At 36.2% G+C, this 18,946-nt stretch carries 20 protein-coding genes; 8 read left to right on the top strand and 12 right to left on the bottom strand.

What is annotated here, in order from left to right:
* Positions 1-474: 474 nt before the first annotated feature.
* From E1750_RS05550 to E1750_RS05530, 5 genes are all read right to left on the bottom strand, one after another.
* Entirely contained in the window at positions 475-792 is a 318-nt protein-coding gene (locus tag E1750_RS05550) for a DUF1801 domain-containing protein (RefSeq protein ID WP_133275821.1), read from the bottom strand.
* Positions 793-808: 16 nt separating this feature from the next.
* Positions 809-2,083 carry a peptidase T gene (gene pepT, locus E1750_RS05545; protein ID WP_133275820.1) on the bottom strand — a complete coding sequence of 425 codons (1,275 nt, stop codon included), beginning with the start codon at positions 2,081-2,083 and terminating at the stop codon, positions 809-811.
* A 111-nt stretch (positions 2,084-2,194) separates the two neighbouring features.
* The gene (locus E1750_RS05540) at positions 2,195-2,989 is read right to left on the bottom strand and encodes a transglutaminase domain-containing protein (RefSeq protein WP_133275819.1); all 795 of its coding nucleotides are present in this window, start codon (positions 2,987-2,989) and stop codon (positions 2,195-2,197) included.
* Between the two features lie 143 nt (positions 2,990-3,132).
* The gene (gene hemG / locus E1750_RS05535) at positions 3,133-3,660 is read right to left on the bottom strand and encodes a menaquinone-dependent protoporphyrinogen IX dehydrogenase (protein WP_133275818.1); all 528 of its coding nucleotides are present in this window, start codon (positions 3,658-3,660) and stop codon (positions 3,133-3,135) included.
* A gap of 201 nt (positions 3,661-3,861) precedes the next feature.
* Positions 3,862-4,371: a lactoylglutathione lyase family protein gene (locus E1750_RS05530; protein ID WP_133275817.1), complete on the bottom strand. Its 510-nt coding sequence runs from the start codon at positions 4,369-4,371 to the stop codon at positions 3,862-3,864.
* A gap of 184 nt (positions 4,372-4,555) precedes the next feature.
* On the opposite strand from E1750_RS05530, the gene E1750_RS05525 reads away from it, so the two are divergent.
* Positions 4,556-4,906, top strand: a complete 351-nt coding sequence (locus tag E1750_RS05525) for a DUF1801 domain-containing protein (protein ID WP_133275816.1) — start codon at positions 4,556-4,558, stop codon at positions 4,904-4,906.
* A gap of 46 nt (positions 4,907-4,952) precedes the next feature.
* On the opposite strand, the gene E1750_RS05520 is transcribed toward E1750_RS05525, so the two are convergent.
* Genes E1750_RS05520 through E1750_RS05510 form a run of 3 tightly spaced genes read right to left on the bottom strand, consistent with a single transcriptional unit; the run spans position 4,953 to position 7,197 of the window.
* Positions 4,953-5,867, bottom strand: coding sequence for a hypothetical protein (locus tag E1750_RS05520; protein WP_133275815.1), 915 nt, complete (start codon positions 5,865-5,867; stop codon positions 4,953-4,955).
* 10 nt (positions 5,868-5,877) lie between these two features.
* The gene (gene kdsA / locus E1750_RS05515) at positions 5,878-6,696 is read right to left on the bottom strand and encodes a 3-deoxy-8-phosphooctulonate synthase (protein WP_133275814.1); all 819 of its coding nucleotides are present in this window, start codon (positions 6,694-6,696) and stop codon (positions 5,878-5,880) included.
* A gap of 48 nt (positions 6,697-6,744) precedes the next feature.
* On the bottom strand, positions 6,745-7,197 hold the full coding sequence (locus tag E1750_RS05510) for a 2-dehydro-3-deoxyphosphooctonate aldolase (protein WP_133275813.1): 453 nt from the start codon (positions 7,195-7,197) through the stop codon (positions 6,745-6,747).
* Between the two features lie 256 nt (positions 7,198-7,453).
* Between E1750_RS05510 and E1750_RS05505 the strand changes: the two genes are divergently transcribed.
* Both E1750_RS05505 and E1750_RS05500 read left to right on the top strand, forming a co-directional pair.
* Positions 7,454-8,011 carry a YeeE/YedE family protein gene (locus tag E1750_RS05505; protein ID WP_133278085.1) on the top strand — a complete coding sequence of 186 codons (558 nt, stop codon included), beginning with the start codon at positions 7,454-7,456 and terminating at the stop codon, positions 8,009-8,011.
* A gap of 3 nt (positions 8,012-8,014) precedes the next feature.
* Positions 8,015-8,428 carry a DUF6691 family protein gene (locus E1750_RS05500; protein WP_133275812.1) on the top strand — a complete coding sequence of 138 codons (414 nt, stop codon included), beginning with the start codon at positions 8,015-8,017 and terminating at the stop codon, positions 8,426-8,428.
* 154 nt (positions 8,429-8,582) lie between these two features.
* Here E1750_RS05500 and E1750_RS05495 read toward each other — a convergent pair whose 3' ends face one another.
* The 3 genes from E1750_RS05495 to prmA are packed head-to-tail and all read right to left on the bottom strand — an operon-like array spanning position 8,583 to position 10,338.
* The gene (locus E1750_RS05495) at positions 8,583-8,831 is read right to left on the bottom strand and encodes an ATP-dependent Clp protease adaptor ClpS (RefSeq protein WP_133275811.1); all 249 of its coding nucleotides are present in this window, start codon (positions 8,829-8,831) and stop codon (positions 8,583-8,585) included.
* 42 nt (positions 8,832-8,873) lie between these two features.
* Positions 8,874-9,488 (bottom strand): class I SAM-dependent methyltransferase, encoded by a 615-nt coding sequence (locus tag E1750_RS05490; RefSeq protein WP_133275810.1) that lies wholly within the window; start codon positions 9,486-9,488, stop codon positions 8,874-8,876.
* Between the two features lie 16 nt (positions 9,489-9,504).
* Positions 9,505-10,338 carry a 50S ribosomal protein L11 methyltransferase gene (prmA, locus tag E1750_RS05485; RefSeq protein WP_133275809.1) on the bottom strand — a complete coding sequence of 278 codons (834 nt, stop codon included), beginning with the start codon at positions 10,336-10,338 and terminating at the stop codon, positions 9,505-9,507.
* Between the two features lie 405 nt (positions 10,339-10,743).
* Between prmA and E1750_RS05480 the strand changes: the two genes are divergently transcribed.
* The 4 genes from E1750_RS05480 to E1750_RS05465 are packed head-to-tail and all read left to right on the top strand — an operon-like array spanning position 10,744 to position 14,647.
* The gene (locus tag E1750_RS05480) at positions 10,744-11,763 is read left to right on the top strand and encodes a quinone-dependent dihydroorotate dehydrogenase (protein ID WP_133275808.1); all 1,020 of its coding nucleotides are present in this window, start codon (positions 10,744-10,746) and stop codon (positions 11,761-11,763) included.
* Between the two features lie 37 nt (positions 11,764-11,800).
* Complete coding sequence (locus E1750_RS05475; RefSeq protein ID WP_133275807.1) at positions 11,801-12,664, top strand: hydroxymethylglutaryl-CoA lyase; 864 nt, start codon at positions 11,801-11,803, stop codon at positions 12,662-12,664.
* Between the two features lie 58 nt (positions 12,665-12,722).
* Positions 12,723-13,259: a hypothetical protein gene (locus E1750_RS05470; RefSeq protein WP_133275806.1), complete on the top strand. Its 537-nt coding sequence runs from the start codon at positions 12,723-12,725 to the stop codon at positions 13,257-13,259.
* Positions 13,256-14,647, top strand: coding sequence for a DUF5723 family protein (locus E1750_RS05465; protein ID WP_133275805.1), 1,392 nt, complete (start codon positions 13,256-13,258; stop codon positions 14,645-14,647). Before E1750_RS05470 ends, E1750_RS05465 begins: the two co-directional genes overlap by 4 nt.
* Before the next feature lies 1 nt (position 14,648).
* Here the strand turns inward: E1750_RS05465 and E1750_RS05460 are convergent, their stop codons facing one another.
* On the bottom strand, positions 14,649-17,147 hold the full coding sequence (locus E1750_RS05460; RefSeq protein ID WP_133275804.1) for a cation-translocating P-type ATPase: 2,499 nt from the start codon (positions 17,145-17,147) through the stop codon (positions 14,649-14,651).
* Positions 17,148-17,310: 163 nt separating this feature from the next.
* Between E1750_RS05460 and guaB the strand changes: the two genes are divergently transcribed.
* Positions 17,311-18,783, top strand: coding sequence for an IMP dehydrogenase (guaB, locus tag E1750_RS05455; protein ID WP_133275803.1), 1,473 nt, complete (start codon positions 17,311-17,313; stop codon positions 18,781-18,783).
* The last annotated feature ends 163 nt before the right edge of the window (positions 18,784-18,946 follow it).

Below are 18,946 nucleotides of genomic sequence, written 5' to 3'. Positions count from 1 at the left end.
AATTTGTTTTACTCTTATTTAAGGTGAAAATTATTTTTATTTAGTTGCAATATACTCATTTTGACATCAATTCTATATGGCCTATCTTGAATGAGTAAAAATCATTGACTAAATAACTGTCTTTTTACAGTTACAAATCTCGCTCGAAGTTATCACGAAAAGATTGCGGAAGTATTCTTTTTTGATATTTATTAACCCGTTGGGTGAAATTATTAAATTTTTAGATGTAGTAAAATTGAAACGCATAGAATCATAGAAAAAAGAGGTTATAGCCCAATTTTTGGGTTCACATAGCTCTGATTTACTAAAATCAAGCGACGCGTCTTTTTAAAATCATTAAAAAAACTATGATTCTATGCGTTTAAAAAATTTAAATTGAATTACAACCAACGGGTTATTTATTAGATTTAAAATACAAATCCCAAAACTGTTGGTTTCAGCTTTGGGATTTAGGACTTCCTTAAAATTTAATTTTTATAGTTGCATTGCCTCTTCTAGATATTGCAAAATGGTTTCTTCGTCGATTTCGTCTTTCGATCTAAATCGCCATTGACGCATTGATTTTGTGACACCTTCTTGAGCATTTATCAAAACTTTTTTTTGGTCTGTTAGTTTCGCTCCATTAAAAAACCAAATCGTAAAAAAGTTTTTGAATCCCGCAATCCCAACTATATTCTTGCCATTGTGAACATATACATTACTGCCCCATTTGATAGTTTCGGTTAACTCTTTTTTAGCGATAATCGTTTTTAATAGGTCTAATTCAAGTGCCCATTGGTTTACTTTGTCCATCTTGTACAGGCATCGTTTATTTTATTTTTGACTTTACTTCTTTTTTAATAAAATCCCCTTTGGCCGTTAGTTCAGCAATTCTCACAATTACTTCTACCGCTTTTTGCATACTTTCTACCGGAACATATTCGTATTTACCGTGAAAGTTATGTCCACCAGCAAAAATATTTGGACAAGGCAATCCTTTGTACGACAATTGGCAGCCATCAGTTCCGCCACGAATAGGTTTTATAACAGGTTTAATTCCCAGTTCTTTCATCGCCTTTTCAGCAATATCTACAATATGTTTTACAGGAACGACCTTTTCTTTCATATTGTAATATTGGTCTTTTACCTCTGCGATTACAATGTCTTCGCCGAATTGCTTAGCGAATTTCTTGTTGAATTTCTGGGAGATTTTGGCAATTAATTCTTTGCGTTTTTCGAATTTTTTCTTGTTGTGATCGCGGATAATAAGTTCCAACACGGTTTCTTCGATACTTCCGGTTAAATGATGCACGTGAAAAAATCCTTGGTAGCCTTTTGTTTCTTGCGGGGTTTCTCCTTTTGGCAACTCGTTAATAAAATCATTGACAATCAGCATTGAATTGATCATTTTGCCTTTGGCATAACCAGGATGCACACTTTTTCCTTTGAAAGTAATTTTGGCTCCAGCCGCGTTGAAATTTTCATATTCCAATTCGCCTATTTGGCTTCCATCCATAGTATACGCCCAATCACAGCCGAATTTTTCTACGTCGAAATGGTGAGCGCCACGACCAATTTCCTCGTCAGGTGTAAATCCAACGCGTATTTTTCCGTGTTTAATGTCGGGATTATTGATTAGGAATTCCATCGCGGTAACAATTTCGGTGATTCCGGCTTTGTCATCGGCGCCGAGTAGGGTAGTGCCGTCGGTGGTAATCAAAGTTTGCCCTTTGTATTGCAATAAATCTTTAAAATACGTGGGCGACAAAATGATGTTTTGGTCCGCATTTAAGACAATGTCTTTACCATCATAATTTGGGATGATTTGTGGCTTTACATTGGCACCCGTAAAATCAGGTGTGGTATCAAAATGCGAAATAAATCCTATTGTTGGAACCTCTTGTTCTACATTCGAAGGCAAGGTCGCCATAATATAGGCTTTGTCATCAATGGTAACGTCTTGTAATCCAATAGTTTTTAGTTCTTCAACCAGTTTATGGGCTAAATCCCATTGTTTTACTGTACTTGGAGTAGTTTCTGAACTCGAATCCGATTCGGTATCAATCGTCACATAGCTTATAAAGCGGTCTATAATCTGTTGCATAAAAAAATATTTTCAACAAAGATACAAATAGGAATGATTGTGCAATGCATTGTCAATTAAAGATAAATTTTGGCAATGTAAAAATCGAATTTTTGAAATAGTGTAGGCGTTTTATTTTGTTTCTTCAGGAAACCCAAAGGTATATCCTTGCCCAGTGAGCATTAGTATTCCGTGAATGATGGATACTGGCAGAAAATCAAGTTTTTCTAAATAATTGTCAATAGTCTTATTGTCGTAGTTGGAAATCAGAAAGGGCAAAGAAATGGATGAAAGATAGATTTTTTTTACATTGTCGATGTCCAAAGCAGCATTTTCGTTAATGTTTTTGATGTTTATCGTTTTATTTTCTTTTTTTAAACGAATATATTCCAAAGATGAGAGTGGGATTTCAGGATTCGAAGCATAGAAAATAATCGATTTGGCTACATCTATCATTACCCATTTTTGTAGTTCATGGCAATATACTTCATTGTACGAATGTCCTCCTGAAATACTTTTGTCCGAAGAAAGATTTTTCATTCCCCATTCTCTAACTTTCAGCTCATTAATAACACAGAAATTATTGTAAATTTGCGAAAAGTCACTGCAAACACCCCCTTGACCAGCAATCATTTTTTGGAGTGCCATTGCCGAAGAATTCCCTAATCCTGGACCGCCTTTGATGTTGTTTCTTAGCCAAATCGCTATAGTTTTGGCTTTTTCAAAATCATTTAATTTTTTGGTAGTAGTATCAAATATTAGTTTATTTATTTCAAAAAATAAAGGTGGAATTTGGTTTTTCTTATTGATGTCGTTGTAACAAAAATTTTGGATATTTTCCGAAGCAACAGTTTTAGATACTAATTGGTACCTGATTTTATATAATAGTGGATGCCTTCTTAAGTACCAAATTAGCGGTTTGCTCATATTAGGATGGTTTTATACCATTTTTTACTCGAACCAATGGGTTTTGTATCATTTACTTCGGTACGTTATCATTTCTCAAAGAAACAATTTTTTTTTACAAAGTCCAAAAATAGTATGAAGAGTATATTATATTTGGTAATACTTTAGTTATTGTGCATCAAAACTGCGAATTCTTTCACTTTATCCCAATCGGTGTATTCGATTTTTGCTTTTGAATTGGTTGGACCTTTTGTCATCCACATGATCAACTGAATCATCCATCTGTCGGTCAAAGGATATTTTTGATAATCGAGATTACCGGCAAAAACGGCTGATGTTTTGGGTATCCAATGGATGGTTTGAAGGAATTTGATAAAATACGGATTGGTTTCCGGGCTTGCTTTTTCTGGTTTTCTGGCCACTAGATTCACCGAAAAGAAGGCATTTTCTACTTTGTCGAGTGCTATTTTATTTTGGTTTATGAATTCGATTATTTTTGGATTATGTTTCCCATAGCGGATGCTTGCACCTATGATAAACTTGTCGAAATCAGCTACTTTTCCATTGAAATCGTCAATAGAGAACAGTTGGACTAGATTGCCTTTTTCAACTAAAACATCCGCAATGACTGTACAAATTTTAAACGTTTGACCGTCAACAGTAGCGTATAAAATGCCGATATTTGAATTCATGCATTGTGTATTTTAGTATAGTTCAGTCTTTTTTATTCGGTCGATTTATATTTGCCCCGGTTTTTCACGATTTTGTCGCGCGCTACGATGCGGTTATCGTATTATCATAATCGCAATTCGTCCTAAAAAATGCGGCCAGTAAAAATGTTCTAATAAATACTACCCTAGTGCTTTACTGCCGCATCTGATTCGGTAGTACTTTTATTTTTGATAAGCTCCAGACGAATAGGTCAATTCATAACTATGGGTATATATTTCAAAAATAATTCCGAATGGATCTTCTACATAAACCATTTTATATGGTTTTTCATTAGGATAATATTCCCTTATTGGCATCCTTTGTTTGCCACCATATTCAATAATTTTTGTTGTCAAACCTTCGATATCAGGATCTTGTACGCAAAAATGAAATAGTCCTGTGTTGAAAGGTTTGAATTCAGGCGCTTTTTTTTCACCATGTGGAAAGCTAAAAAGTTCTATGCCTATACCATCCGAAGTGGACATATGTGCAATTTCAAATTCTTCCCAATCTTCACCGAATACATCAATACACATTTGTCCGATAGCCGTTGTTCTTTCTTTTTTGACTAGAGAGGGCTTCATTATGACGTACCATCCCATCACTTCACTATAGAATTTTACAGCCTTTTCTATATTAGGAACCGATATTCCAATGTGGGAGAATGATCTTGGATATTTAATTTCTTTCATATTTTTATATTTTAAGGTTTTAATAAATTCTTATAATCTTCAATCATCAGATCACTTTGATGCCCATCTATTGTTTACGAATTTGATGATTGACAATAGAATCTCATTATTGGAGTGCAAAGGCATTTTTATTTGAGCTACTAATTTAAGAATAAATATAATAGCTTTTTATTATTTTTACAACATGAGACTTACGGACGAATACATCTTTAGACAACCCGAGAAATATCAAGTGATTCTCCTGCATTTGGTTGCAGTTTTCGAAAGAGCAATTCCGGAAGTAGAATTGTTGTTCAAATGGGGGATTCCCTATTTTTATTATCGTAAAAAGCCGTTTTGCTATTTGGCTCCGAATCACAAGAAGGGCTTTGTTGACGCTGGTTTTGCAAGAGGTTTTGAATTGAAGCGAAACCAAGATTATCTAATCGGGGAAAATCGAAATACAGTCAAATCCCTTCGCTATTGTACCTTAGAAAGTATTGATAATCGGATTTTGGAAGATGTAATTCAAGAGGCATTAGGTTTGTATAAATAAAAAAATCTCCCTGAAGGAGATTTTTTTTATTGAATTATAATTTGGTTTAAAGTCTAAAAATTCCTCCAAAAGCGATGATAGTTTCGCCAAAGAAAAACTCTTGTTTTGCCGAGTCTGAACTGTTTTGAGTGGTTCGAATGTCAGGCATATTGATGTAGCCACCTTTCAAAACACCTTCTACAGTGAAATACTTGAAAATAGTCAGATTAAGACCTGCTTTGAGCGATGTTCCATAACCCGAAATATGAAACTGATCGTATCTTTCTTTGCCCAGCAGCGTAGTATTGGTTTTGGGATACAAAAGCCCAATACCAAAACCACCGTTGATATTGACTTGAAATTTATCGGTGTTTTTGATACCCAACCATTTCGAAATATCATCTTGACGGGCAATTTCGGTATACACATAATTTAAACCATCGGTATGTTCGAACATTAGAAAAGCAGGAGTCCCCACCTGCGTAGTACCTTCCTCGAAACCACCTTCTTGGGCGCCATTTTGAGACATATCTACAGGGGTGTTGCTGTAACTTCCGTTGTAATAAGATCCCGATTGATCTGCAGGTAAATTAATGTAACCAGTGACGTTAGCAATTTGGTTTTGGGTCATTACATATTTCATATGATCCACTCCGACAGAAATACTGTATTTGTCAGTGAAAAAATAGCCCAATTTGAAATTGGTTTGAGGAACGGTCATCCGACCTGGTGTAATGTAGTCGATATGCCAACCTTTGGGTTTGTCGTGTGCCTCGGCACTTTGTACCACAAAATTGTAATCCTCCCCCATAAAATGGATGTCGGATTGCGTAAATTTTTCGCGGTTTCCGCCCCACGAAATGGTGAATTTTCCCTTATTGTGTGCGGTATATCGCTCTGTTTTAATCGAGTCATTTTGTGCAAAGCTGTTGAATGCAAAGCTCAGAATTAACACTAAAGCGAATGATATTCTAGTTTTCAAAATATAAAAGTTAAAATTGATTTATGGTTTTTCGGATAGCGACTAACTTGGTCATCAAGGCTTCGAAATAGTCTAAATGCAACATATTGGCACCATCACTTTTGGCATTGGCAGGGTCAAAATGTGTTTCGATAAAAATTCCATCAACACCCACAGCGATTCCTGCTTTGGCGATAGTTTCGATCATATCAGGTCTTCCGCCCGTTACCCCCGAAGTTTGGTTGGGTTGTTGTAAGGAATGTGTTATGTCTAGGACGGTGGTCGCATATTCTTTCATTGTGGGAATTCCGCGAAAATCGACAACCATATCTTGGTAGCCAAACATCGTTCCGCGGTCGGTGACCATTACGTTTTGATTTTGGCAATCCAATACTTTCTGAACTGCATGTTTCATACTTTCGGGACTCATAAATTGTCCTTTTTTGAGGTTTACGACTTTTCCAGTATTGGCAGCAGCCACCACTAAATCGGTTTGACGCACCAAGAAAGCGGGAATTTGCAGCACATCCACATACTCGGCAGCCATCGCAGCATCTTCATTGGTATGAATATCGGTCACTGTTGGAACGCCAAAAGTTTCGGAAACTTTTCGTAGAATTTGTAATGCTTTTTCGTCTCCAATACCTGAAAAACTATCAATTCTGGAGCGATTGGCTTTTTTAAAAGACCCTTTGAAGACGAAAGGAATCTCCAATTTATCGCTAATTCCAACTAATTTTTCGGCAATTCGCATTGCCATTTCTTCGCCTTCGATAGCGCAAGGTCCCGCCAATAGAAAGAAATTGCCGCTTTCGGTATGTTTTATTTGTGGAATGTTCTGTATGTTCATAATGTGATTTTTGAAAGTGCAAAGATAGTTAGGATTTGTGGTTTTGAATTATTTTTTTTTCAAACTCATTCCAAAAGGCACCATCAAAACTCCTTTTTCGTAAATGTTGAGATATAAAAGTACGGGCGTTTTCTGACCTTCCCATTTTAGTTCGTAAACATCTAACAATCCTGCTCCCATTTCACTTCTTTTGGTGGGAAACGGACAGCAACTTTCTAGCTTGGTATAGCTTATTTTTTCGCCTTTAGGTCCAGCCAAAGCATTCAAAAAGCGTTGCTGATTGATAGTTACATTTCGAGTACTTTCGAAGAAAATATTAATGGGATAGTCCTTATCATACCCGTATTTTTTGTCTTTGCTGAATTCCGAAATTAAAAAAGTATTGTTTTCGACCAAAGTAAGATTGGGTGCATTATTGTCGATATTTTTTATGGTCGATTTTGTACTCGTACAGGATGCAATGCTAATGAATACGGCGATAAAAGGAAGTATTTTTTTCATATGTTGATATTTATTGTTTTTTATTTGTTCAATGTAATTGGCATATTATCATTGGTGTTTGCTACCAATTATCGGTTATGCTCATTTCATAATTGAAGGATTCGTTTTTTAAGGGATGATAGTTTTTGATTCGAAATATTGAATTGATTTGGAGCAACAAATTTAATAGGTATTGCTGCGATAAACAACAATTATGCCTTATTTATTCGCTATTATAAAATTAGAATTATTATTTTCGCTCCTTAAAAATGAGATGATGGAGATTTTATTTCAAACTTGGCCTTGGTATGTTTCAGGCTTTTTGATAGGAATGGTGATGATTAGCCTGATTTATTTCGGAAAGACTTTTGGTATGTCCTCCAATTTACGGTCCTTGTGTGCAATGTCAGGATTGGGTAAAAAAGTTGGTTTTTTTGATTTCGATTGGAAAGCGCAACGATGGAATTTATTGGTAGTTTTAGGAGCGATGTTGGGCGGATTTGTCGCAGTACATTTTATGAGTGATGCATCCAATGTGGCCATCAATCCGAAAACAATCGAGCAATTGTCACAACTTGGTATCGATGCTCCCAACGGAAAATTATTGCCCGATGCCTTATTTGCAAACGACATTTTTCAGTCGCCCAAAACGATTTTGATATTGATTATTGGAGGAATTTTGATTGGATTTGGAACCCGTTACGCCAGCGGTTGTACTTCTGGACACGCCATTTATGGTTTAAGCAGTTTCCAATTACCCTCTTTAAAAGCCGCAATTGGTTTTTTTATAGGCGGATTGATTATGGCACATTTTATTTTTCCTTTACTTTTTTAGACTATGAAAGCAGTAAAATACATCATTGTAGGATTTGTTTTCGGGATTGTGTTGACCAAATCCGAAGCGGTTTCGTGGTACCGAATTTATGAAATGTTTCTATTTCAATCCTTTCATATGTACGGAATTATTATGGTTGCTATCGTCACAGGCGCAATAGGAATCCAAATTATAAAGAGAAAAAATATCAAAGATTTCAGAGGTTTGCCAATAGAAATTATTCCCAAAGAACCCGGTTCTATTCGTTTTTGGATTGGTGGAATATTATTTGGATTGGGTTGGGCTTTGGTCGGTGCTTGTCCCGGTCCGATATTTATATTGCTAGGCGCAGGATTTTTGCCAATTATTCTGGTGCTTTTTGGAGCACTTTTCGGAACGTTTTTGTACGGATTGCTCAAAGATAAATTGCCGCATTAAAGCCTCACCCCAACCCTCTCCATAGGAGAGGGAGGTGAAATTGGATTAAAATAATTGTATCTTGATATAAAAAAAGCAGGATTTTCCAAAACGAAGATCCTGCTTTTTTATGGTGTAAAATGTAATTTTAAATTATTTCGGCACTCAAACCTGCTTAGAGTAATTGGGTGCACTGTGGTTTTAGTTTTTCTAAAACATCTGTTTTTACAGTACATTTTCCTTTGTAATGCACAATCAGCGCACATTGTTCTGCTTGTTCGGGTGTGTGATTGCATACTCGAATCAAGGTTTCGATCACGTGATCAAAAGTGTTCACATCATCGTTGTACAGTATAATTTCGTTGTTGATGGTGGTTGCTTCTTTAAGGCTTACTCTTTCTCTAACTTTTTCTTTAGTGCTCATTTTTAGATAAATTGTAGGTTATAAATAAAAATTGAATGGGTATTATTTGATTTTTTTAAATGTACAAAACGTGAAATTTTGCTTGGTTTCAAAAGGAGTTGTATGATCTTCTGTGATGCATTTTAGTTTTACAAAACCATTTGAAAACTGATTTTCCAATGCTATGTCTGAATATTGTTTGATGTCTAATCCGCTGCATTTTTTAGGGCCATTTTCAGAAAAAGTACCTATTATCAAATAATCATTCACCCATTTTTCGATAATTTTCACATAAGTTTTTATTTGTTCTGATGTGGTCAAAAAATGAAATGTAGCTCGGTCGTGCCAAATGTCATAACTGGTTTCGGGCTTAAATTCGGTTATATCCGAAACAATCCAAGTTACTTTTTCGGCATTTTTCCCCAATCTTTTTTTAGCTCTTACTAAGGCGTTGGCCGAAATATCCAAAACAGTGATATTTTCGTAGCCATCAGCTAACAAATAATCCACCAATTTACTGTCGCCACCGCCAATATCAATGATTTTTGCAGTTTTGTCTAAAAAGGTTTCGTGAATAAAATCAATCGAAGTTTTTGGATTTTCCTGTGTCCAACTCACTTCGTCGGGTTGTTTGGTTTCATAAACCGTTTCCCAATGATTTTTTCTATCGATTTCCATTTTTTATATTTGATTACTAATTTACATATTTTAAGGATACCCAATTGTTTCTTTCAAACTTTTTAACATACGTTAATCCTTTGTGGGTGCAGGAAGCATCAATAAACGGAATGTCTTCGGTATAAAATCCACTCAATAAAAGCGTTCCTTTTGGATTCAAACAATCGACATAAGATTGCATATCGTTCAACAAAATATTGCGGTTGATATTGGCAATAATCAAATCGTATTTTTTATCTTTTAACAAGGCAGCATCACCTTCATAAACTGTGATCTGCTTACAATTATTGCGTTCGGCATTTTCGATAGAGTTCAAATAGCACCAGTTGTCAATATCGATAGCATCGATAGGTTGAGCGCCTTTCATCTCGGCCAAAATGGCTAAAATGGCTGTTCCGCAACCCATATCCAATGTTTTCATTCCAGTAACATCCATTTCTAATAAATGCTGAATCATCATATGTGTGGTTTCGTGATGCCCAGTGCCAAAACTCATTTTAGGTTCGATGACAATGTCAAATTCGGCATCCGTTTTTGGGTGAAAAGGAGCACGTACGTGGCATTTTCCATCTACATCGATGGGTTCAAAATTCTTTTCCCATTCCTCATTCCAGTTGACTTGGTCGATTTCTTCTATTTTATAAGAAATGGTAAATTCAGGTGATTTTAGGATAAACAAATCGTCCAGAATATTTTCATTCCAAAGGTCTTTTTGGATATAGGCAACAATGCCTAAATCAGTATCGATAAAGCTTTCGAAAGGCAATTCTCCCAGTTCGGCAATCAAGATTTCGGAACCTAGTTCTTTGGGTTCAACAGTGAAGTGATAACCTAAATATATATTTGACATAAAATTATTTTTTGCAAAGGTAATAAAAAAGTTGGCAGTCAGCCTGTCTGTTGACAAGTGGCCAGTTTGCATTTTACATTTAAGGGGTAATCAAATTTATTTTCTAATATACTAAGTTCGATTATTGATTTTTAACCACATAGGCTATTAAAATAATATAATTTGGGTAGATTTTCATAGGTATTTTATTTACACATAACTATGACACGAGCAAAGCGAACTGACGGAGTAAACCTATGATAAGCAGAGTGCCTTTCTATTTATAAAATTTTTTTTCTATGTGGTTTAAATTTTTTAATAGTAATCGAGTTCAGGTTAATATGTTTTTAATAAAGGGAAATTATTTATGTAAATATTTATAAAATCGATTAGATAATTCTATTTTTGCAGTACAACACTTTTATTATGTACAAACAAATTATACGTCCTATCTTTTTCTGTTTTGACCCTGAAAAAGTGCATTATTTCACCTTTTCTCTCATTCGAAATTTATCCAAAATACCCGGAATACCTTCACTTTTTAGGGCATTATATGTTGTCGATGACAAGCGATTGGAAACCGAAGTCTTTGGCTTGAAATTCAAAAATCCAGTTGGATTGGCCGCCGGAATGGATAAAGACGCTTCTTTGTATAATGAATTGTCTAACCTTGGTTTTGGATTTATTGAAATAGGAACAATTACGCCAAAAGGGCAAGAAGGAAATCCTAAAAAACGCATTTTTCGTTTGGTTGAAGATACGGCTCTTATTAACAGAATGGGTTTCAATAACGGCGGAGTTCAAGAAGCTGTCGAAAGATTAAAGAAAAACAAAGGCGTTCTTATAGGTGGAAATATTGGCAAAAATAAAGTGACTCCAAATGAAAATGCAGTCGATGATTACCTGACTTGTTTTGATGCTTTGTATGATTATGTCAATTATTTTGTGGTGAATGTAAGCTCGCCAAACACCCCCAATCTTCGCGAATTACAAGAGAAAGAGCCGTTGAAACAACTATTGCAAACCTTGCAAAACCAGAATTTGACTAAGCCCAAGGCGAAACCTATTTTGTTGAAAATCGCTCCCGATTTGACCGATTCTCAATTGTTGGATATTATTGATATTGTCAAAGAAACTAAAATTGCAGGCGTTATTGCTACCAATACCACTTTGTCGCGTGAAGGTTTGCAATCTGAAAATAAAGTAGAAGTGGGCGGAATGTCTGGAAAACCATTGAAAAATCGTTCCACTGAAGTGATTCGTTTTCTTTCCGAAAAAAGCAATAAAGCCTTTCCAATTATTGGAGTAGGAGGAATCCATTCAGCCGATGATGCGATTGAAAAATTAGAAGCAGGAGCGAGTTTAATCCAATTGTATACTGGTTTTATCTACGAAGGACCAGGATTGATAAAAGCCATTAATAAGAAGATTTTAGAAAAACTTTAAGTTTTTAGAGACTAAACTTTCTTATATTTGGGCTTCTATGGAAGCAATAAAAATTATCGAATGTCCACGCGATGCGATGCAAGGAATAAAAACTTTTATTCCTACTGCAAATAAAGTAGCTTACATTCAATCTTTGCTGCGAGTAGGCTTTGATACTATTGACTTTGGGAGTTTTGTTTCGCCCAAGGCCATCCCACAAATGCAAGATACCACTGAGGTTTTGGCTCGTTTAGATCTTTCAAAAACGGAAAGTAAATTATTGGCTATCATTGCCAATACACAAGGAGCAATCGCTGCTTCGCAACACCAAACTATTCGATATTTGGGTTTTCCTTTTTCGATTTCTGAGAATTTCCAAATGCGGAATACCCACAAAACTATTGCAGAATCCTTAACTACTTTACAAGAAATTCTTCAAATTGCTGATAAAAGCAATAAAGAAGTGGTGGTTTATCTTTCGATGGGTTTTGGAAACCCTTATGGCGATCCTTGGAACGTGGAAATAGTGGGTGAATGGACTGAAAAACTTTCAAATATGGGTGTTAAGATCTTATCCCTTTCGGATACTGTTGGCAGTTCTACACCGGAAGTCATTCAGTATTTATTTTCGAATTTGATTCCAAAATTCCAAAATATAGAATTTGGTGCTCATTTGCACACAACTCCAGACAAATGGTTCGAGAAAATAGATGCGGCTTACAATGCGGGTTGCCGACGATTTGATGGAGCCATTCAAGGTTTTGGAGGATGCCCGATGGCAAAAGATGTTCTTACAGGAAATATGCCTACTGAGAAAATGTTGTCTTACTTTAATTCCAAAAAAGAAAATATCAATTTGAGAGCTATGAGTTTCGAAAGTGCTTACAATGCGGCTTCAAAAATATTTTCGAGCTTTCATTAAATAATACTAAAAAATAAATATCTTCGTTAAAAATGTAATTCCCCAATGCATTGAAACTATGAACAAACTATTAGGAATATTTATCATTTTACTGTTTTCTACATCCTGTTCTAGTGATTTAGATTTTAACCAAGCCAATGACTTAAAGTTGGAACCTGTAGTGGTTGCCAATATGGCTTCATTTGATATAAAAGCCAATCAATTTATTATCGGAGGAGTGGAGCAACCTTTGGTAGGTGATGTAGTGAATTTTGAAGTGTTTAATGATCCGGATTTTTCAAATAATATCCGAAGAACAGACTTTTTTTTCGAATTCACCAACACCATCAATAGGGCTTTTATCATCAATTTGTATTTATTAGATGATAATAATACTAGGCTTTATGCGATTCCATTTAGTTTGCCCGCCTATTCCGGAAGTCCAATTGTGGTTTTGAAAACTGAAATATTCGAAAATACCAAACTCGATATTTTGAAGAAAACCACAAAAATTGCCTTTGCAATTGTTCTTCTTCCCGGCACACCATTGACAGCCACTAGTTCAGGAAGCCTAAAACTTCGCTCCAGTGGCACACTTTATTTTGAAGTGCAATGAGAAAGTATTCCTTAGTTTTTATCCTTTTGGTTTCACTAGGTTGTTTTTCTCAAAACAAGCAAATCCTCTATAATTTCACCTCCGTGCCCCAATCTATGCTCAGTAATCCGGGTTCGGATGTTGACTATAAATGGTTTGTTGGTATTCCATTGCTTTCTGGATTTTCAGCAAATATGGGTTCGAGTAGTTTCTCCGTTTATGATTTATTTGCCAATGATGGAGTCGATTTTAATACCAAATTACGAAATGTTGTGTTTTCTACTTCCAGAAATGATAAGGTTAGTTTGAATCAACAATTAGAAATTTTTAGCGGTGGATTCAAATTGGGTGACTGGCAGGACAATGCTTACCTTTCCTTCGGTTTGTATCAGGAATTCGATGTTTTGACCTATATGCCCAAAGATTACGCTATTTTATTGTTGGATGGAAATCAGAATTATTTGGGAAAAGTTTTTGATATGGGCGATTTGAATGCCCGAGGCGAAATGCTTTCCGTTTTTCATATTGGTTATCACAAAAAAGTGAATGATAAACTGATTCTTGGCGCCAGAGGAAAAATTTATTCTAGTATTTTTAATGTGTCTTCTACTAAAAACTCAGGCTATTTTTATACCATTCAGGGAACCAATTCTATTTACGAACAAGTAATTTCGGCCAATGGATTGGTCAATACTTCTGGATTGACAAACTATCTCGAAAATTACTCCGGAAATGCAGGAAGTGATATCATGAAAAAAACTTTATTGGGAGGGAATCTCGGTCTAGGATTGGATTTAGGGTTGACTTATTACCCAAAAGAAAACCTGCAATTGACGGCTAGTTTGATCGATATTGGCTTTATAAATCACACCAAAGAAATCGAAAGTTACCGTTGGAAAGGCTATTATAATTATGTTGGATTAACACCAGATTTTGTTCTTGGCAACTCAAATGACATATTAGATGAATTTAATGATGCCATTCCTTTAGACACTTTGCATACAAAATACAAGACTTCGCGCCCCTTGAAATTTAATTCTTCTCTCCAATATTCCTTTGGCGATGGCAGAAGTTCGGATTGTAATTGCGTTGGTGGAAATGAAATTAAATATACAAACTCCGTTGGAGCACAACTTTTTGCAATGGCAACGCCCAGAACCCCTCTGATGGCATTGACAGCTTTTTACAGAAGACAAATTTTCGATTCTTTAGAAATGAAAGCCACTTACACCGTAGATTCTTTTTCTGCCAAAAACATTGGTCTTGGCTTGTCAACCACCCTTGGTAAAGTCAATTTTTACCTCTTAGCCGACAATCTTTTGGAATACCAAGATATTTCTAAGGCGCATAGTTTGTCACTTCAATTGGGACTCAATGTTATTTTTCCTTCTAAAAATACGCCTGATTAAATCAAGATTTTCTTCGCTTGAATGCTTTATAAATTTCTATCCAAAATACGCAAACAAAACCCACCATAATACTCATCCCTATTTGTAAAGTCGAAACGGCCTCAAACATAAAGAATCGGGCGAATACGGGAACAAACAGCAGTAAACTTGTGATGATAACGGTGATTCCTATGATCATTAATACCAGATTGTTTTTGTATCGAATAGTCGTAAATATCGAATAATAAAACGAACGATTGGCCAAGGTCAGGAATATATTCGACGCGATTAAAGTGAGAAAAACAACCGTGCGAGTACTGCTTTCTGAGCAGTTTTGGTACACACAATATCGATAGATAAATAGAAGTCCCAATGTAATCGCCAGCCCTTGAATCAGGCTAATAGTTATTTCTTTCAGATTGAAAAAGGTATTCGTTAGCGGACGTGGTTTTTGAAGCATTAAATTCGATTCCATAGGTTCATTTTCATAAATTATGGAACAAGTGGGACCCATAATTATTTCGAGAAAAATAATGTGAACAGGTGAAAAAATATTGGGATAAATCCATCCTAAAACCAATGGAATAAAGACAATCAACACGATAGGAATATGAATGGAAATGATGTATTGGATGGCTTTTTTCAGGTTGATATAGATTTTCCTTCCCATAGCAATAGCATCAGTCATTTTCGATAAATCATCGTCGATTAGGATGAGGTTTGCCGCTTGTTTGGCAATTTCGGTTCCTTTTTTTCCCATTGCAATTCCAATATGGGCCGATTTTAGGGCTGGCCCATCGTTTACACCATCGCCAGTCATTGCCACAATTTGGTTATTGGCTTTTAAAGCCTCAATAATTTTGAGTTTGGCTTCGGGAAACATTCTGGTAAAAATAGTCGTGTCCATTACTTTTTCTTTCAAAGTAGCTTCATCCATAGTCATCAATTCATCGCCGTTCAAGCTGTTTTCGGGATTTCTAAATCCAATTTGTTTGGCAATTGTAGAAGTGGTTGTGGCATTGTCCCCAGTTACAATTTTCACCTGAATTCCAGCATTATAAAAAGCATCAAAAACCGTTTTGATGTTGTCTTTTGGAGGGTCATAAAAGGCCACTATTCCTTTGAAATCGAATAGAAATTCCTGCTGCGTTTTTGGAAAATCTTTTTCTGAAAAGGGAGAAATACCAACACCTAGTACTCGAAAGCCTTCTTTCGACATCGATTCAATGGCCCTATTTATTTTTTGAATTTCTGCTGCAGAAAGTTTGCAAGAAGCTATTATGGCTTCTGGGGCGCCTTTGACCGCAATAATTCTGGTCCCTTTTTGGTTTTCAAAAATGTGAGTCATCATTGGTGGATTTCCACTCAATGGATATTCGTGAATTAATTTATAATTGGGTCTTTCATCAAGAATAGTAAATTTTGCATAGGCATCGTGAAGCGCAATTTCCATACCATCAAACGGAATGGGTTCGCTGGCCCACATTGAGATGCTGAGTAATTCCAATTCATCCTCGGAAAGTCGTTCTTTTGGATGTACAATTTTGTCTGATGAAAATAAGTAGAGTTGAGCCAGACTCATTTTGTTTTGAGTAATTGTTCCTGTTTTATCGGTACAAATTACGGTTGCGCTACCTAGGGTTTCGACCGTTTTTGTGTGCTTAACGATAATCCCCATTTTCATCAATCGCCAGGCTCCCAAAGCCATAAAAGTGGTAAATGCCACCGGAATTTCCTCTGGAATAATGCTCATTGCTAGAGTGAGTGCTTTGAGTAAACTGTCTAAAAACAGTCCAGAATTGTAGAAATTTATTGCCCAAACAATTCCGAAAAAGAATAATCCAATGATGGATAAATATTTTACAAAATTTCCAATTTGTAGTTGTAGTGGTGTTTTTTCTTCGATGATAGAGGCTAAACTATTTCCAATTTTCCCGAGTTGTGTTTGGTTTCCAACAGCGGTCACTTTACAAATGGCCAAACCACTGGCGACAATCGTTCCCTGAAATATTTGATTGATTTCGGATTTTTCATTTTTGAAAACCGAAAGAGATTCTCCTGTTAAAATAGATTCATTTACCGAAAAATCATTGGATTGAATGATGATTCCATCCGCTGGAACAAAAGTGCCTTCTTCGGTTTGGATAGAATCACCTACAACTATTTCTTCGCTCGGAATCTCAATGAGAGCGCCATTTCGAATGACTTTACTTTTGGGTTGCGATAACTTTTTAAGTTCATCAATAGCATTTCGACTTTTTGATTCTTGGTAGAGTGAAATGGTAGAAACCAAAAAAATCGCAGCCAGCATAAAAAAACCGTCGCCGTATTTTCCGGTAATAAAATAAACACTGGTCGCGATGATTAAAAGCAAGAACATCGGTTCCTGAATCATTTCAGTAAGGGAGGAAATAAAATGGTTTTTATTCTGATGTTCTAGCGAATTGGAACCGCTTTTTGCTCTTGATTGTAGTACTTCTTCGTCGGAAAGCCCTTGTAGTGACTGATTTGACTGTTCCATCTGTAAAATATTTTTATTGATTTCAGTAAAGTTTAAAATTCGTGGTGCTAGCTAGTAAAAATTGAGGCTATACAAATTTAATCATTAAAATTGCTTTTTATGATGTAAATCTGCTTAAGATTGCCTAAATTTGCACGCAATTTAACTACAACTTCAAATTGCAATGATAGCACACAACTCCAAGATTATCGGCGAAGGTCTTACATACGATGATGTATTATTAGTTCCCAATTTTTCCAATGTACTTCCTCGCGAAGTGAGTATCAAATCAAAATTTTCCAGAAACATATCGCTGAATGTTCCCATTGTATCCGCTGCTATGGATACTGTGACCGAAAGCGAAATGGCAATTGCTATGGCTCAAGAAGGCGGAATTGGTGTTTTGCATAAGAATATGACTATCGAACAACAAGCAGCAAAAGTTCGAAAAGTAAAACGTGCTGAATCCGGTATGATTATCGATCCAGTGACTTTGCCTTTGAATTCGATCGTTGCCGATGCTAAAAAAGCAATGAAAGAATACGGAATAGGTGGTATTCCAATTGTGGATGAAAATAGAGTGCTGAAAGGTATTGTAACCAACCGTGATTTGCGTTTCGAAACGAACAATGCCAGACCAATTATCGAGGTAATGACCAGCGAAAATTTGGTTACGGTGGCTGAAGGAACTTCTCTAGCTCAGGCAGAAGTAGTTTTGCAAGGCTATAAAATCGAAAAACTTCCGGTGATCAATTCAGAAAATAAATTAGTGGGATTAATTACTTTTAGAGATATCACCAAACTCACTCAAAAACCTAATGCTAATAAAGATATTTACGGCCGTTTGTGCGTTGCCGCAGCTATTGGCGTTACAGGCGATGCGCTTCAACGAGCTACCGCACTTATAAATGCTGGAGTCGATGCTATTATTATTGATACGGCTCACGGTCATACTCAAGGAGTTGTCAATGTATTGGCAGCTATAAAAGCTAATTTTCCAAAAGTAGATGTTATCGTAGGAAATATTGCTACACCAGAAGCCGCTAAATTTTTGGTAGAAAATGGTGCCGATGGTGTAAAAGTAGGTATTGGCCCAGGTTCCATTTGTACCACTCGTGTTATCGCCGGTGTTGGATTTCCTCAGTTTTCGGCTGTTTTAGAAGTGGCTGCAGCATTGAAAGGAACTGGCGTTCCCGTTATTGCTGATGGTGGAATTCGGTATACAGGAGATATTCCTAAAGCCATTGCTGCAGGTGCTCATTGTGTAATGTTGGGCTCGCTTTTGGCAGGAACTAAAGAATCTCCGGGTGAAACTATTATTTTCGAAGGAAGAAAATTCAAATCCTACCGCGGTATGGGTTCTGTTGAAGCGATGGAAGGCGGATCGAAAGACCGTTATTTCCAAGATGTCGAAGACGATGTCAAGAAATTAGTTCCCGAAGGAATCGTAGGGCGTGTGCCTTACAAAGGCGAATTGGAAGAAAGTATGCAGCAATTCATCGGTGGACTTCGTGCTGGAATGGGTTATTGTGGAGCCAAAGATGTTCCAACTTTACAAGATACAGGACGTTTTGTTCGCATCACCTCAAGCGGAATCACCGAAAGTCATCCTCATAATGTGACGATTACCAAAGAAGCTCCTAATTATTCGAGATAAAATAAGACGAAAGTCTAAAATAGAAAAGGTGTAAGATGTAGTTCTTGCACCTTTTTTATTGGTTGGATTTGTACTATACTTGTTAGTGTTCACGAGCGGGACGCTCGCGCTAGCAGGGGAATTCGGAACCAATTATTTTTTATCAAAGATAAAATTTCTTACG

Source organism: Flavobacterium nackdongense (assembly GCF_004355225.1).
GTDB classification, from domain to species: domain Bacteria; phylum Bacteroidota; class Bacteroidia; order Flavobacteriales; family Flavobacteriaceae; genus Flavobacterium; species Flavobacterium nackdongense.
The sequence above is the reverse complement of the archived record's forward strand: the minus strand, read 5'-3'. Positions and strand labels throughout refer to the sequence as shown.